Source organism: Glutamicibacter sp. (assembly GCF_050701915.1).
Taxonomy (GTDB): Bacteria; Actinomycetota; Actinomycetes; order Actinomycetales; family Micrococcaceae; genus Glutamicibacter.
In genome coordinates this window covers 1-15,148 of the sequence record NZ_JBOGEG010000023.1, presented here as the reverse complement: position 1 = coordinate 15,148, position 15,148 = coordinate 1, and the positions used below count along the sequence as shown (strand labels likewise).

At 63.6% G+C, this 15,148-nt stretch carries 13 protein-coding genes; 7 read left to right on the top strand and 6 right to left on the bottom strand.

Annotated elements, in window-relative coordinates; all coding sequences use genetic code 11:
* From hemC to hemE, 5 genes are all read right to left on the bottom strand, one after another.
* Positions 1-975 (bottom strand): hydroxymethylbilane synthase, encoded by a 975-nt coding sequence (gene hemC, locus ACRDT3_RS13190; RefSeq protein ID WP_431493410.1) that lies wholly within the window; start codon positions 973-975, stop codon positions 1-3.
* Positions 972-2,177: a ferrochelatase gene (locus ACRDT3_RS13185; RefSeq protein ID WP_431493409.1), complete on the bottom strand. Its 1,206-nt coding sequence runs from the start codon at positions 2,175-2,177 to the stop codon at positions 972-974. Before ACRDT3_RS13185 ends, hemC begins: the two co-directional genes overlap by 4 nt.
* A complete protein-coding gene (gene hemQ, locus ACRDT3_RS13180; protein WP_431493445.1) occupies positions 2,174-2,860 on the bottom strand; it encodes a hydrogen peroxide-dependent heme synthase in 687 nt (228 codons plus the stop codon). Before hemQ ends, ACRDT3_RS13185 begins: the two co-directional genes overlap by 4 nt.
* A 92-nt stretch (positions 2,861-2,952) precedes the next feature.
* Positions 2,953-4,545 carry a protoporphyrinogen oxidase gene (gene hemG / locus ACRDT3_RS13175; RefSeq protein WP_431493408.1) on the bottom strand — a complete coding sequence of 531 codons (1,593 nt, stop codon included), beginning with the start codon at positions 4,543-4,545 and terminating at the stop codon, positions 2,953-2,955.
* A 106-nt stretch (positions 4,546-4,651) separates the two neighbouring features.
* Positions 4,652-5,707 (bottom strand): uroporphyrinogen decarboxylase, encoded by a 1,056-nt coding sequence (hemE, locus tag ACRDT3_RS13170; RefSeq protein WP_431493407.1) that lies wholly within the window; start codon positions 5,705-5,707, stop codon positions 4,652-4,654.
* Positions 5,708-5,855: 148 nt separating this feature from the next.
* On the opposite strand from hemE, the gene ACRDT3_RS13165 reads away from it, so the two are divergent.
* The 6 genes from ACRDT3_RS13165 to ACRDT3_RS13140 all read left to right on the top strand — a co-directional run bounded on the left by ACRDT3_RS13165 (position 5,856) and on the right by ACRDT3_RS13140 (position 12,642).
* A complete protein-coding gene (locus ACRDT3_RS13165; protein WP_431493406.1) occupies positions 5,856-7,175 on the top strand; it encodes a glutamyl-tRNA reductase in 1,320 nt (439 codons plus the stop codon).
* Between the two features lie 137 nt (positions 7,176-7,312).
* On the top strand, positions 7,313-7,936 hold the full coding sequence (locus tag ACRDT3_RS13160; RefSeq protein WP_431493405.1) for a TetR/AcrR family transcriptional regulator: 624 nt from the start codon (positions 7,313-7,315) through the stop codon (positions 7,934-7,936).
* A gap of 64 nt (positions 7,937-8,000) precedes the next feature.
* Positions 8,001-8,222, top strand: coding sequence for a DUF3107 domain-containing protein (locus ACRDT3_RS13155; protein ID WP_431493404.1), 222 nt, complete (start codon positions 8,001-8,003; stop codon positions 8,220-8,222).
* A gap of 121 nt (positions 8,223-8,343) precedes the next feature.
* Complete coding sequence (locus ACRDT3_RS13150; protein ID WP_431493403.1) at positions 8,344-9,789, top strand: RNB domain-containing ribonuclease; 1,446 nt, start codon at positions 8,344-8,346, stop codon at positions 9,787-9,789.
* A 264-nt stretch (positions 9,790-10,053) separates the two neighbouring features.
* Positions 10,054-11,679: a DEAD/DEAH box helicase gene (locus tag ACRDT3_RS13145; protein ID WP_431493402.1), complete on the top strand. Its 1,626-nt coding sequence runs from the start codon at positions 10,054-10,056 to the stop codon at positions 11,677-11,679.
* Between the two features lie 78 nt (positions 11,680-11,757).
* Positions 11,758-12,642, top strand: coding sequence for a DNA-methyltransferase (locus ACRDT3_RS13140; RefSeq protein ID WP_431493444.1), 885 nt, complete (start codon positions 11,758-11,760; stop codon positions 12,640-12,642).
* Here ACRDT3_RS13140 and ACRDT3_RS13135 read toward each other — a convergent pair.
* Positions 12,627-13,472: a PHP domain-containing protein gene (locus ACRDT3_RS13135; protein ID WP_431493401.1), complete on the bottom strand. Its 846-nt coding sequence runs from the start codon at positions 13,470-13,472 to the stop codon at positions 12,627-12,629. The two genes, ACRDT3_RS13140 and ACRDT3_RS13135, sit on opposite strands and share 16 nt — an antisense overlap.
* A 65-nt stretch (positions 13,473-13,537) precedes the next feature.
* Between ACRDT3_RS13135 and ACRDT3_RS13130 the strand changes: the two genes are divergently transcribed.
* On the top strand, positions 13,538-15,085 hold the full coding sequence (locus tag ACRDT3_RS13130; protein ID WP_431493400.1) for an aminopeptidase P family protein: 1,548 nt from the start codon (positions 13,538-13,540) through the stop codon (positions 15,083-15,085).
* Positions 15,086-15,148: the final 63 nt, after the last annotated feature.

Genomic DNA, 15,148 nt, shown 5'->3' with positions numbered 1-15,148 from the left:
CTAAGCCAGCCCGGCCACGACGGCAGCGCCATCAGCGATCATCGACTGCGCCAGCGAACGGCCCAGCTTCTGCGCCGAGGCCACGGAGCTGGCCGTGGTGCGGGCACTGCGGCGCATGGTCTGCGAGCCATCGGGGTTGCAGGCGACCGCTTCGAGGACCAGCTCATCGCCCTCGATATGGGCCAAGGCGCCAATCGGGGCGGCACAGCCGGCTTCCAGTTCCGAAAGCAGCGCACGCTCGGCCTCCACCTGCATGCGGGTGGCGGCATCATCGAGCTGCGCCAAGGCCGCATCCAATGCGCCGTGGCCGGTGCCCGCCGTACGGGTTTCCAGCGCCAGGGCGCCCTGGCCCGGAGCGGGCAGCATGATGGCCGGGTCCAGGTACTCGGTGATGTGCTTGTCCAAGCCCAGCCGGCGCATGCCGGCAGCTGCCAGGATCACGGCGTCCAGGTCGCCCTGGGTGCCGCGTCCCACGCTGCCATCATCCAGGGTGTTCCCGACACCCTTGACGCGGCCCAAGCGGGTGGGGACGTTGCCGCGGATATCGACAATCTCGAAGTCGCTGCGGTAGGCCAGCAGCTGGGCTGCACGGCGCGGCGAACCGGTTCCGATCATCGCGCCCCGAGGCAGCTGGTCCAAGCCCAGCGAGTCGCGCGAGCACAGGGCGTCGCGGACATCCTCGCGCGGCGGGATCGATGCCAGGACCAGGCCCTCGGGCTGCGCGGTGGGCAGGTCCTTGAGCGAGTGCACGGCAAGATCGCAACCGGAATCGAGCAGGTGCTGGCGCAGCGCGGCGGCGAAGACACCGGTGCCTCCGAGGGTGGCCAGCGAGCCGGTCACCACATCGCCTTCGGTCTTGACCAGCACAGTCTGCACTGCCAGGCCCGAGATCCCCGCCAGCTGCTGCGCGGCCCACCCGGTCTGGGTGGTCGCCAGCGCGCTGCCGCGCGTTCCTACGCGAAATGATTCGCTCATGACTTCGGTACACCAACTTCTGAATCAACTGCGCCGATGGTCGGACGCAAGGATCCGTCCAGGGCGCGCTTCTCGCAGCAGCCCGGACGGCAGACATCAAACCATGGGCCGCCTTCGACGACCGAAGCGCGGCCGGCGCGCAGTGCCTTGCCATCGGGGCCAGCCAGGCGCTCTTCGACCATGTCGACCAGGCCGGAGACGAACGCCCGGTGGGTGCCCGGGGTGGCAACGCGGTCAAAGGCCAGGCCCAGTTCCGCGCAGCTGTCCTTGGCTTCGGTATCCAGATCCCACATGACTTCCATGTGGTCCGAGATGAAACCAATGGGCACGACCACGACGCCGGCAACGCCGGCTGCGGCATCTTCTTCCAGCGCGTCGTTGATATCCGGTTCCAGCCATGGCACATGCGGTGCCCCGGAGCGGGACTGGTAGACCAGGCTGTGCTCCAGGCCCTTGGCCTCTTCTACCTGGGACAGGATGTAGTTGGCCACCGCCTGGTGCTGGCTGGTGTAGAGATTCCCGTAGCCTGCGGCCCGGATGCCTTCGGGTCCTGCTGCCTCGGCGTCGGCCATCGGAATGGAGTGGGTGACGAAAACGATCTTGATCTCCCCGTCTTCCTTGCCTGCTTCGGCCAGCTGCGCACGCACGTTGGCCAGCGAGGAACGCAAGGAATCCACAAAGGGGGTCACGAAGGCAGGAGTGTCGAAGAACTGGCGCAGCTTGTCCACTTCCACCACGCCGTCCAGGCCGGTGTTGACCAGTCCCATGCCCGCATCCTCGCGGTACTGGCGGCAGGCCGAGTAGCCGGAGTAGGCGCCGGTGCCCATGAGCAGCACCTTGCGGTGGCCGTCGGCGGCCAGCTGCTTGAGGGTGTCGTCGACAAACGGGTGCCAGTTGCGGTTGCCCCAGTAAATGGGCAGGTCGATGCCGCGGGTAGCCAGCTCGGCTTCCAGCGCGGCCTTCAGCGCACGGTTCTGCGCGTTGATTGGCGAGACGCCGCCGTTCTTGCGGTAGTGCACCGCAACTTCTTCCAGCCGCTCGTCCGGGATGCCGCGGCCCTCGGTGACCTTGCGCAGGAACGGGATGACATCATCCTGCCCTTCCGGTCCGCCGAAGGAAGCCAGCAAGATGGCATCGTAGGACTTGGGAATCATCTGGCCGTTGCGGTCGTATCCCTCGCGGGGGTCAAAGGCTTGGCTCACTTCAGTACCTCTAGCGCTTCGGCTGCCGAGATGCGGCGGCCGGTGTAGAACGGAGTCTCCTCACGCACATGGTGGCGAGCTTCGGTGTAGCGCAGGTGGCGCATCATGTCGACGAGATCGATCATGTCGTCGGCTTCGAGGCAGATCTGCCATTCGTAGTCGCCGAAGGAGAAGGCGGCTACGGTGTTGGCCAACACGTTCGGGAATTCGCGGCCCAGGATGCCGTGGTCGCGCAGCATCTTGCCGCGGGCTGCTGGATCCAGGGTGTACCACTCGGTGGAGCGGACGAATGGGTAAACGGTCATCCATTCCTTCGGATCCAGGCCGCGGGCGAACGCTGGCGAGTGGTCCTTGGCGAATTCCGCTTCGCGGTGCACCGCCATGGTGGAGTAAACGATTTCGGTGCCGGCCAGCAGCGCCGAACGGCGGATCTTGCGCATCGATGCCTGCAGCAGCTGGGCCGATGGCCCGTGCACCCAGAACATCACGTCAGCGTCCTCGCGCATGGCCGAAACGTCGTAGATGCCGCGCACGGTGGCGCCTTCGGCGGCCAGCTCGGAGACCAATGCGTCGAATTCAGCGGCAGCAGCCTCGGAACGCTCGACAATTTCCGAACGCTTGAAAATGGTCCAGAGAGTGTAGAAGAACGTCGGGTTTTCTCCTGCATTTTCGCGTTCACGAATAACTGGGGAATTATGCTCCGGTGCGTTGCTCACTTGATATTCTCCTTGATCTGGTTTCGGACAAAAGTCCAGGATAGTTGGCCCGGGTGCGGTTAGCGGGCGCTGATCGCGACGGCACTGCGGGCTTGGGCGATAACTCGCGCCAATCCTGTGCCGGCAATCCATGCGCCAACCACATCGAGCCCTTCGAAGCCCGACAGGCTGCGCTGCAGTTGCGCGCGGCGCGCGGTAGCGGCCTGGCCCTGCAGCGGAACCATGTCGCTGAAGCGTGAAACGGTGCTTCCCAAGACATCATCAAGATGCAATTGAACACCGAGAATCTTTGAAGCATCTTTGATTGCCTGGTCGATGAGAGCGGAATCATCACCGGATTCGACAAGTTGCTCATGTTCGCCGATACGTCCAAAGGACAGGCGCAGGACGTGGGTGCCGGGGCCGGCCTCTGCGGCCAGCCATGGCCACTTGGCCGTGGAGTGGGTCAATGCCTTGGCCGCCAGCGGCGCGTCCCTGGAGACCAGCACACCGGAGCCGCGCGGGGCATCATCGAGTTCCGGCTTATCTACAACCAGTATCGCCAAGGCAATGGCGTTGGCACCGCTTTCGCCGGCGATCTGCTCTTCAGCTGCCAGCAGGGGGTTCAGCAGCCCCAGTGCCGGCTCGGCGGGCGTCGCGAGAACTACACGGTCAGCGTGCAGTTCCTGGCCCAGGGTCGTAACTGCGTACGGGGTTGGCGCCTGCGCATCGTGGCGCAAAGAGGTCACCGGCGAATTGCGCACCAGCGCAACGCCTGCCTGCTCCAGCTGGGAAACCAGGGCTTCAACCATGGTGTACATGCCGCCGTTGATACCAGCCACACGCGAGCCTGCCGGTGCCGAAGCCTGCAGCCGGGTGACGGCGCGAGCCAGCGAACCGGTCTCCTGCATGGCTTGGCGCAGGCCAGGTGCGGCGGCATCAATGGAAATCTTGGCAGGGTCGGTGGAATAGACGCCGTTGATGACCGGGGCCACCAGCTGGTCCAGTACTGCCTGGCCCATGCGGGAACGGACCACTTCGGCGATGGACAGCTTTTCAGTGGCCCACTTCTTGTTCATGGGAGTGATCAGGTCCGCCGCGGCACGCACGGTGGCCGGTCGGCCAATGATGCCGCGCACCTCGTCGGTGCGCACATTGCCCGGGATGCCCAGCATTGCGGTGGCTGGCATCTGGTGAGCAAGAATTTCTTGCTCCTCCCCCTGGATGAGCCAGGCTCGCTCTCCTGAGGTCCTGGCGATCTGCCCGCCCAGTTCCAGCTCGTCGAGGTAGGAGGAAACAATGCCGCCACGCAGGGCGAAGGATTCCGCGCCTGCATCGATCTTCATGCCGGCTACTTCGGTGGTGCGCACGCAGCCACCGAAGTTGCCGGTTGCTTCCAGCACGGTCACTTCGTGTCCGGTCTGGCGAAGTTCGCGGGCAGCGACCAGGCCGGCGATGCCGCCGCCAATCACCACCGCATGCGGGGCCAGCGGCTTCTGGGCCTGATCGGCCGATTCGGTCTTCGCTAGGCGAGCTTCGCTGGCGCTGCGCACCTTTTCCATCAGGCGCAAGGCGTGTGCTGCGGCATCGTTGGCAATATCCCGTCGCGGTTTGGACACACCGGTGGCTTCAGCTGAATCCCCTGCGCGCAGATTGCGCTGTTCCTTGCTCACGTGCCTAGCACCTTCTACCTTCACAATATGCCGATGCCCTGTCCCCTGGCCATGGCGTCGAGGGCCAGTTGGGACACAGCGTTAAACCTAGCTTAGACCTGTTGAATTACAGCGAGTGAATGAGCTCCACCACACGGGTCAACACGGTTGGGTCGGTGGTTGGCGGAACGCCATGGCCCAGGTTCACCACATGTCCGCGGGCCTTCTTGCCTGCTGCGACCACTTCGCGCACGTGTGCCTCGAGAACTTCCCACGGGGCAGCCAGCAGCGCCGGGTCGATATTGCCCTGGACCGAAACTTCCTGGCCCAAGCGTTCAATCGCAGTTTCCAGCGGGATGCGGTAGTCCACGCCCACGGTATCCACGCCAGCATCGCGCATGGCCGTGAGCAGTTCGCCGGTGCCGGTGCCGAAGTGGATCAATGGCACGCCCAGGTCGCGGACGTAGTCCAGGGACTTCACCGAGTACGGGGCGACATGCTTCTGGTAATCCGGCAGCGAGAGCGAACCAGCCCAGGAGTCGAAGAGCTGCGCGGCCGAGGCACCGGCTTCAACCTGCGCCCGCAGGAACTTGCCTGAGGCGTCGGCAGCCCAACTCATCAGTCCGTCCCAGACCTCCGGGTCGGTGTGCATCATGGTGCGCGGGCCCAAGTGGTCGCGGCTTGGCTTGCCCTCGACCATGTAGGCGGCCACGGTGAATGGCGCGCCGGCGAAACCGATCAGCGGGGTCTTGCCCAGCTCGGCCACGGTCAAGCGCACGGCTTCGCGGATTGGTTCCAGCGACTCGTCGGTCAGTTCCGGAAGGGCGGCTACCTGTTCCTTGGTGCGGATCGGGGTGTCCAGTACCGGGCCAACGCCTGGCACGATGTCCACGCCAATGCCTGCAAGGCGCAGCGGGATGACGATGTCCGAGAAGAAGATGCCAGCGTCCACCTTGTGGCGGCGCACCGGCTGCAAGGTGATCTCGCTGGCCATGGCTGGGTCCAGGCAGGAGTCGAGCATGCTCACCCCTTCACGCAGCTTCAGGTATTCAGGCAGCGAGCGGCCGGCCTGGCGCATGAACCACACCGGGTGATGCGACGGCTTCTTGCCGGTCAAAGCTTGGATCAAAGCGGAATCTTGGGTACGTCCATCAATCAACGGATGGTTCTGCGACAGGGTCATGCCCCAATTCTGCCAACTCTTCAGATTAAAAGCCCATTTACTGCGTTCGCCCGCAGGGGAAGGTGAGCAAACTAACCCCTTGGAACCATGCGGATTTAGGCACACCTGCGTTGTCTGCAGGTATTTTCCGGCCTATTCTGGGGTCACTGTGGTTTTCTTATCTCTTGTCGCATCGCATTCCCAGCTCGATCTGGAGACCGTCGCACAAATCAGTGCTTCGGCCGACGGGCTGGCAGCTGCCTCCATTAACGGTTCGGCGGCTATCAATGGCGCCGTCGTGCTGGCCACCTGCAACCGCTTCGAAGTCTACGCAGACGTGGACCACGTGGAGGACGCAGCGGAACATCTGGTCAACGAGCTAGCTGCAAGCACCGACCTCGCCCCTGAATTCCTGGCCCGCCGCCTGACCACACTGGAAGGCGACCCGGTAGTTGAGCATCTCTTCTCCGTAGGCGCAGGGCTGGACTCGGCCGTTGTCGGCGAACGCGAAATCGCTGGGCAGGTGCGTCGCGCGCTGACCCAGGCGCAGCAGGAGAAGACCACTACCAGCAACCTCACCCGGCTGTTCCAGAACGCCACCCGCGCAGCCAAGGATGTCGGTTCGAATACCGACCTTGGCACCCAAGGCAAGTCCGTAGTTTCGGTGGCCCTCGATCTGGCCGAGGAACTGGCCGCTGAAGGCCGCGACTGGTCCGAGCAGGACGTCGTGCTCTTTGGCACCGGTTCCTACGCTGGCGCCACCATGGCGTTGCTCAAGGAACGCGGCGTCCAGCGCATCTCGGTGTACTCGCATTCCGGGCGCGCCGCAGATTTCACCGCGAAGCGTGGCGGCTTCCCGCTCAGCGACGAATTGCTGCCGCAGGCCCTGCGTGAAGCTGACATCATCGTTGGCTGCTCCGGCGGCGGGCACCAGCTGGCCCGCGCAGAGCTTGAAGCGCTGCGCGTGAAAAAGCACCCCCTGATCGCCATCGACATGGCGCTCACCCACGACTTCGACCCGACCCTGGTCGAACTGCCGGATGTTGAACTGATTACCTTGGAATCGGTGCGCATGGCCGCCCCGACCGAGCAGGCAATGGCCGTTCACGCGGCTAGCCGCATCGTCAAGAACGCCACCGCAGAGTTTGCCGCCGCTCAGCGTGAACGCGAAGCCGACTTCGCGATTGTCGCGCTGCGCCAGCACACCAAGTCCGTTCTGGATGCCGAGATCGCCAAGGTCCGCGCCCAGCACGGCTGCAGCGCCGCGGCCGAGGAAGTGGAACTGGCCATGCGCCGCATGGTACGCCAGCTATTGCATGTGCCTACCGTGCGTGCCCGTGAACTGGCAGGCGAAGGCCGCACCAGCGAATATGTCTCGGCCTTGGAAACCCTCTACGGCTTGGAGCTGTCGCAGCCGGAGCCCGGGAAATCGGAGACTACGCAGGTCCAGGGCAACTGCCCGGCCGCCCCGGAAGCCAAATCAGCGTAGAAAACCTGATTTCCCCCTGCATATTTCTACTTTCCGCGCAGAAGCATGGAATACTACTTCCAAGTAGGTTAGCCCCCGAGAATTCCTTCGATGACTTGGGAGCTGGTCGCTCTGCAGCTGGAAAGGCCCCATTCGACATGACGGAACTCGAAAATATCAAAGGCACCCGCCCGCAACGGATGCCCCGTGAAGCGCGACGGCGCCAGCTGCTGCAGGCAGCGCACCAGGTTTTCGTGGCCCATGGCTACCATGGTGCGTCCATGGACGAAATCGCCGAAGTCGCCCTGGTTTCCAAGCCGGTGCTCTACCAGCATTTCCCCGGCAAACGCGAACTCTATCTCGCCCTGCTGGATTCGCACCTGGCCGACTTCAGCCGGCAGCTGGATGAAGCAATCCGCTCCACCAATGACAACCGCGAGCGCGTCTTCGCCACCATCAACACGTACTACAGCTACATCAAGGGCGAATCCCAGGCGTACCGGCTGATCTTCGAATCCGATGTGCTCTCGGATCCGCTGATCGCCCATCGCATCGAGCAGTTCAACAGTTCGCTGGCTTCCTCCATCGCCCGCGTAGTGGTCGAGGATACCGATATGAGCGAGGACGAAGGCCTGCTGGCAGGCCGCGCCTTGGCCGGGCTCTCCCAGGTTTCGGCACGCTACTGGGCCACCAGCAGCTCCTCGGTGGACCAGAATGCCGCCGTGGATCTGATCTCCCGTTTAGCTTGGCGCGGAATTTCGCAGTTCCCGAAAGAAAACTAGCTAAATTAGTGTTCAGAGGACCCACACGGGACACCTATTTCGTTCGAGAGGATCTGCGACAATCATGGAAATCCGCATTGGCATTCAGAATGTAGCCCGCGAAGTTGTACTTGACTCCGAGCTCAGCAACGCCGAAGTCAATGAGCTGGTCTCGAAGGCTATCGCCGACGGAACCGTTCTGGCACTGAAGGATCCAAAGGGCCGCGAGGTCCTGGTGCCTTCTGCTGGCATCGCTTACGTTGAGGTTGGCCCAGAAGAAGTCCGCCGCGTCGGCTTCGCACAGTAGCTCTTATTGCTTGCCAAGGCATCGCCTTGGCGGCTGGTGGCCGGTTTCGCTTAGAAGCGAAACCGGCTATTTCTTTGCCCAAATAGTGATTTGACTCACCGAGTCGTGATATTGCTAAAGGGTGACTGAACGAAGAATCCGCAGCCCCCGCCCGGTTCCCGCCAATTCGCTGGCCCAGCTTCTGCTCGGCCTTGAAGCAGAGTTCGAGGTACCGGCGCCCTTCGACGAGCAAACCCTGCAAGCCGCAGAACTGGCGGTAGCCCAGGTTCAGCACCCCGAAGAAGACGCCACCGGCATCCCGTTCTTCACCATTGATCCGCTCGGCGCCACCGACCTTGACCAGGCGATGTTCCTCGAACGAAACGGCGAAGGCTATACCGTGCACTATGCGATTGCGGACGTGCCCGCCTTCGTGGCCTTGGGCAGCCAGCTGGACCAGGTGGCCCGCCAACGCGGTCAGACCTACTACCTGCCGCACCGCAAGATCACCTTGCACCCGCCGCTGATCTCCGAGGACCAGGGCTCGCTGCTGCCAGACCAGGACCGCCCGGCCTTCCACTGGAAAATCTCGCTGGATGCCGATGGCTCCCTGGGCGAGGTCGCGCTGAACCGCGCGCGCATCCGGTCCCTAGCCCAGCTGGATTATGCCTCGGCCCAGGCCCGGCTGGATTCGGGGGAACCCGATGAGCAGCTGGAATTGCTCGCCGAAATCGGTGCAGCGCGCCTGCTGCAAGAGCAGCTGCGCGGCGGCGCCTCATTGAACCTGCCGGATCAGGAAATTGAAGAAGCAGGCGAAGGCTACAAGCTGGTCAGCCGCACCCCGCTGCCCCTGGAAGGGCACAACGCGCAGATTTCCCTGCTCACCGGCATTGCCGCGGCCCGCATCATGCTCGAGGCCGGTGTGGGCATCCTGCGCACCATGCCCGCCCCGGATGAGGCGGACCAGCAGGAATTCCGCACCCAAACCCAGTTGCTGGGCACGCCGTGGGACGCAACGCTCAGCTATGGGCAGTACCTGCATGCCTTGGATGTCAGCGACCCGAAGCAACTGGTCATCATGCATCGTGCCGCCGCGCTGTTCCGCGGTGCGGACTACCAGGTCATAGACGGGCAGCCAGAAGAAGAACTGATCCAAGCGGCACTGGCAGCACCCTACGCGCACACCACCGCGCCGCTGCGCCGGCTCGTGGACCGCTTTGTGCTGCTCACCTGCCACCTGCTCTCCACCGGCCAGCCGATCCCCGCGCAGCTCACCTCGGCCCTGGAAGAGCTGCCCGGGCTGATGCGTACCAGCAGCATTGCCGCCAACCGGGTGAACAATGCGGCCGTGGACCTGCTCGAAGCCTATGTGCTCAAAACACGTGTGGGGGAAGAATTCCATGCCATCGTGCTGAAGTCAGCCGAGCAAAAAGAGGATGGGAAGATTCGTCCCGGAGTGCTGCAGCTGGCCGATGAACCGGTCACCGGTGTCTTTACCGGATCCGCGCAGCCGGGCACCTTGGTGCGCGTGAAGCTGGTCCAGGCCGATCCTGCGGCCCGCAAGATCAGCTTCGAAATCGTGGCCTAAGACTCCTAAACCCGGGTTTCCGGGCAAAACCGGTTATGCTTGGCCTATTAGTAAATAGGATGCCCGATCGCAATGGGCTGATAGATGAAACAGTTTTATGGCGACTTCCCAGCGGCCGCCATCCCGCAGGTGCTTGACCAAGCCACCTAACGTGAAAGTAGCGATCGGCTCCGCTGGATTCGTGCGGTACCCGCATGCTCCTGGCTTGTTGCAAGCCGGAATGGAGCAGGTACCGTGCCCACATGAAACGAGAACAAAGACATCGTGACTGACACGACGCTTTCGGCACCAGCTGCCGAACCACAAGACAATGAGCCAACCATCGCAGAGCCAATCAAGCAGAGCTTTGCCGATCTGAAGGTTCGCGAAGACATTGTTGCTTCGCTTTCGGAAGCCGGGATCGTCCACCCCTTCCCCATCCAGGCCTTGACCCTGCCAGTTGCCCTGGGCGGCAACGACATCATCGGCCAGGCCAAGACCGGTACCGGCAAGACCCTGGGCTTTGGCATCCCTGCCCTGCAGCGCGTGATCCGCGAGGGCGACAAGGGCTACGGGGATCTTGAATTCCCCGGTGCCCCGCAGGCTTTGATCGTCGCCCCAACCCGCGAGCTGGCCATCCAGGTCGGCGCCGATCTGGCCCAGGCTTCGAAGCACTCGAAAATCTCGATCACCACCATCTACGGCGGCCGCCCCTACGAAGAGCAGATCAATGCCCTGAAGGCCGGCACCGACGTGATTGTCGGTACCCCGGGCCGCTTGATCGACCTGAACCGCCAGCGCGTGCTGAACCTCAAGCAGGTTCGCACCGTGGTCCTGGACGAAGCCGACGAGATGCTGGACCTGGGATTCCTCCCGGATGTCGAGCGCATCCTGGCCGCGCTGCCGCCGGTGCGCCAGGCGATGCTGTTCTCGGCCACCATGCCCGGCGCCGTGATCACCATGGCCCGCCGCTACATGACCCGCCCCACCCACATCCGCGCCCAGGATCCGGGCGATGATGATTCGCTGACCAAGCGCAACATCCGCCAGCTGGTCTACCGCGCGCACAACATGGACAAGGACGAGATGGTGGCCCGCCTGCTGCAGGCCGAAGGCCGCGGCAAGACCATCATCTTCACCCAGACCAAGCGCTCGGCTGCCAAGCTCTCCGATGAGCTGGTGGACCGCGGCTTCAACGCCGGTTCACTGCACGGCGACCTGGGCCAGGGCGCCCGCGAGCAGGCCCTGAAGGCCTTCCGCGCCGGCAAGGTCGACATCCTGGTAGCTACCGATGTCGCGGCCCGCGGCATCGACGTGGATGACGTCACCCACGTGGTCAACCTGCAGTGCCCGGATGATGAGAACACCTACCTGCACCGCGTGGGCCGTACCGGCCGTGCCGGCAACACCGGTACCGCGGTCACCTTCGTGGACTGGGATTCGGTGCCCCGCTGGTCGCTGATCAACAAGGCGCTGGGCCTGAACGTTCCCGAGCCGGTAGAAACCTACTCGTCCTCGCCGCATTTCTTCGCCGACCTGGAAATCCCCAAGGGCACCAAGGGCCGCTTGCAGCGTGCAAAGAAGACCGCGGCAGCTGAGGGCGATGGCTCGCCACGCCGCGAGGATTCGGCACGCACCCCGCGCCGCCGCAGCAACTCGCGTACCCGCACCCGCACCGTGAACGGCGAGCAGACGCAGCAGCGCGGCGCGCAGGACGCCGGTGCCGAGCAGGAGGGCGCACGCCACGGCCACTCCAAGGGCAAGCAGGACCGTCCGGCACGCGAAAACGAGCGCCACCGCGAAACCCACGCTTCCGGCGAGGAGCAGGCGACGACCGAGGGCGCAGCCGCTGCACGCCGCCGCCGTCCGCGCCGCCGCACCCGCAGCACCGAAGCAGGCGGCCAGGACTAATTCCCAGTCCAACCGGTCAGCCAACTTTTCCGAAAGGAACCCACACCAGCGGTGCTCGCTCTACCCGAAGAACCAGCTTTGCCTGATGCTGGAACGCAGGACGCCCACGCGTCCGGCGTTCCAGCCTCGGGTAATACCGTGTATCACGGTGATAACCTCTCCATCCTTGGCACCCTGCCCGATCAAAGCTTCACCTTGATCTACGTGGACCCGCCATTTAACACCGGACGCAAGCAAACCCGTGCCCAGCGCACCATGGTTCGCGCTGCCGAAGGCGAAGGCGACCGCACCGGATTCAAGGGACGCGAGTACAACACCGAACTGGGAATCGCCCGTTCCTATCACGATACCTTCGATGACTACCTCAGTTTCATCGAGCCGCGGCTACGCGAGGCCCACCGCCTGCTGGCCGAGGACGGCACGCTCTATGTGCACCTCGATTACCGCGAGGTGCATTACGTGAAGGTGCTGCTCGACGGAATTTTCGGCCGGGACTGCTTCCTGAACGAACTGATCTGGGCCTACGACTATGGCGCCCGCGCCAAGAGCCGCTGGCCGGCCAAGCACGACACCATCCTGGTCTACGTGAAGGATCCGAAGAAGTACCACTTCGATTCGGCCGAGGTGGACCGTGAGCCGTATATGGCCCCCGGCCTGGTGACCCCGGAGAAGCGCGCCCTGGGCAAGCTTCCGACAGATGTCTGGTGGCACACGATCGTCTCGCCTACCGGCAAGGAAAAGACCGGCTACCCGACGCAGAAACCCGAAGGCGTGCTGCGCCGGATTGTCGCCGCGTCATCGCGCCCCGGCGATTGGGTACTGGACTTCTTTGCAGGCTCAGGCACCACCGGTGCGGTGTCGGCGAAACTAGAACGCCAGTATGTGCTGATTGACCAGAACCCCGAGGCCATCGAGGTGATGAAGGCTCGATTGCCTGGAAGCACCACCTATATCGAGGCCTGAGTTCCAGTCCCCTCAGCAATAATTCTTTGCAGCATTTCCGGCTCGGTGAGATTCTCACCGAGCCGGTTCAGCTTTCCGGTGCCGTGATAGTCGGAAGAGCCGGTGACAATCAGGCCGCGATCGGCGGCCAGCTTGAGCAACCAGGCCTTTCCTTCGGCGGTATTGTCCCGGTGATCCACTTCGACCCCGGCCAAACCCGCATCGATCATCTCGTAGAACGTGGAATCGGGAACTACCCGTCCACGAGCCGAGGCCTTGGGGTGCGCGAACACCGGAACGCCACCGGCTTCCCGCACCAATTGCACCGCAGTGGCAGGATTCACCGCTGGATGCGAAACGTAATAGCGCGAACGCGAGGAAAGGATGTTGGCGAACGCTTCATTGCGGTTGTCCACCACCCCCGCGGTCACCAGTGCATCGGCAATATGCGGGCGGCCCACGGTAGAACCCGGCAGGCAATGCTCCCCCACCAGGTCCCAGCTGATCGGATAGTCCTCGGCCAGCAGGTCGACAATGCGACGGGCGCGAACGATCCGCGAGTTCAGCGCATTATCCAGCTCATCGAGCAGCGGCTGGTAGTCGGGGTCATGCAGGTAGCTGAGCAGATGCACGCTGATGCCGTGGGTATCCTGGCAGGTGATTTCCATGCCTGGAATGAATCCCAGTCCCAGCTTCGCGGCTTGCGCCGCGGCTTCGGCCCAACCGGTGGTCTGGTCATGATCTGTCAACGCCACGACATCCAGGCCCGCAACCGAAGCGGCGTGCATCAACTCGGCCGGAGTTTCAGTTCCGTCGGACACATTGGAGTGGGTGTGCAGGTCAATTCGCATATGCCTAGGTTATCCCCTGCGCTGATTCTTTGCTGGGATACAGCTGATGGTGACACACTTGGAACATGACCAATCAAGATTCATCTGCACCAAGCACTGATCAGCCGTTGGAAGACCGCGTGAACAACCGTTCCCAGCGTCCAACGTCCAAGGCATTCCAGGACTTCATGGCCTCCTCGTGGGCGCAAGACACTTCGGATCTGCCAGAACAAGATGCCGCCGCCAGCTACGCAGCAGCTCGCCGTGCCAAGCTCTCGGAAAATTTCCCGGGTGAACGCATCGTCATTCCAGCCGGTCCGCTCAAGGTCCGTTCGAACGACACCGACTACCGTTTCCGCCCGCATTCGGCGTTCGCCCACCTGACCGGCCTGGGCGTCGACCACGAGCCCGACGCCGTACTGGTAATGGAACCAACCGATGACGGCGTTGGCGAGCACGGCTCCAACCACGTTTCCACCCTGTACTTCGCACCGATGGCTGGCCGCGACACCACCGACTTCTACCTGGACTCGCGTTCCGGAGAATTCTGGGTGGGTCCGCGCCCAACCCTGTCCTCGCTGTCGGCGCGCACCGGGATGCCCACCGATTCGCTGGAACAGCTGGAAATCGCGATCACCAAGAACTCCGGCCCGCAGGCCCTGGGCGGCATCCGTATCCGCCTGGTGCGCGAGGTGGACCTGAACATCGAGGCGCTGGTGGATACCTCGCGCATCAACACCGGCCAGGACCTGGAAGCCAGCGACGCCCTGGACACCGAGCTGGCCGAGTTCGTTTCCGAGCTTCGACTGGTCAAGGACGCCTACGAAATCGCCGAACTGCGCAAGTCCGTTGCCGCGACCATCAACGGTTTCGAAGACGTGGTGCGCAACCTGGACAAGGCCGTCGCCCACGAACGCGGCGAACGCGTTGTCGAAGGCGCGTTCTTCGCCCGCGCCCGCCTTGAGGGCAACGAGCTGGGCTACGACACCATCGCCGCCTCGGGCAACAACGCCACCATCTTGCACTGGATCCGCAACACCGGAACCGTCAAGCAGGGCGAGGTGCTGTTGCTGGATGCCGGTGTCGAGGCCGAATCCCTCTACACCGCAGACATCACCCGTTCGCTGCCGGTTTCCGGCAAGTACACCGACGTGCAGCGCAAGGTCTACCAGGCCGTGCTGGATGCCGCCGATGCCGCCTTCGCTGCGGCCAAGCCGGGCTTGAAGTTCCGCGACCTGCACCTGATCGCTACCCGCGTTTTGGCTGAGCGCCTTTCCGAGTGGGGCATCTTGCCGGTCTCGGTGGAAGAAGCCATGGATCCAGAGGGCCAGCACCACCGCCGCTGGATGCCGCACGGCACCAGCCACCACCTGGGCCTGGACGTGCACGACTGCGCCCAGGCACGCGCCGAACTGTACCTGGATGCCAAGCTGGAAGAGGGCATGGTCTTCACCATCGAGCCTGGCCTCTACTTCAAGGACGAGGATCTGGCGATCCCCGAAGAGTACCGCGGCCTGGGCGTGCGCATCGAGGATGACATTCTGGTCACCGCCGATGGCGCCGAGAACCTGAGCGTTGCCCTGCCGCGCAAGCCTGAAGAGGTTGAAGCGTGGATGGCTAAGCTGCGCGGCTAAGGCCTCCCGCAGCGTTAACCAGCGAAAGGCCTGGGAGCAGTTACCGTGGTAACTGCTCCCAGG

Excerpts from the sequence above, each read along its gene's own strand:
- hemE (WP_431493407.1), bottom strand. The coding sequence starts at position 5,707 with ATGACCCTGTCGCAGAACCATCCGTTGATTGATGGACGTACCCAAGAT.
- hemC (WP_431493410.1), bottom strand. The coding sequence starts at position 975 with ATGAGCGAATCATTTCGCGTAGGAACGCGCGGCAGCGCGCTGGCGACC.
- ACRDT3_RS13135 (WP_431493401.1), bottom strand. The coding sequence starts at position 13,472 with ATGCGAATTGACCTGCACACCCACTCCAATGTGTCCGACGGAACTGAA.
- ACRDT3_RS13155 (WP_431493404.1), top strand. The coding sequence starts at position 8,001 with ATGGAAATCCGCATTGGCATTCAGAATGTAGCCCGCGAAGTTGTACTT.
- ACRDT3_RS13160 (WP_431493405.1), top strand. The coding sequence starts at position 7,313 with ATGACGGAACTCGAAAATATCAAAGGCACCCGCCCGCAACGGATGCCC.
- ACRDT3_RS13130 (WP_431493400.1), top strand. The coding sequence starts at position 13,538 with ATGACCAATCAAGATTCATCTGCACCAAGCACTGATCAGCCGTTGGAA.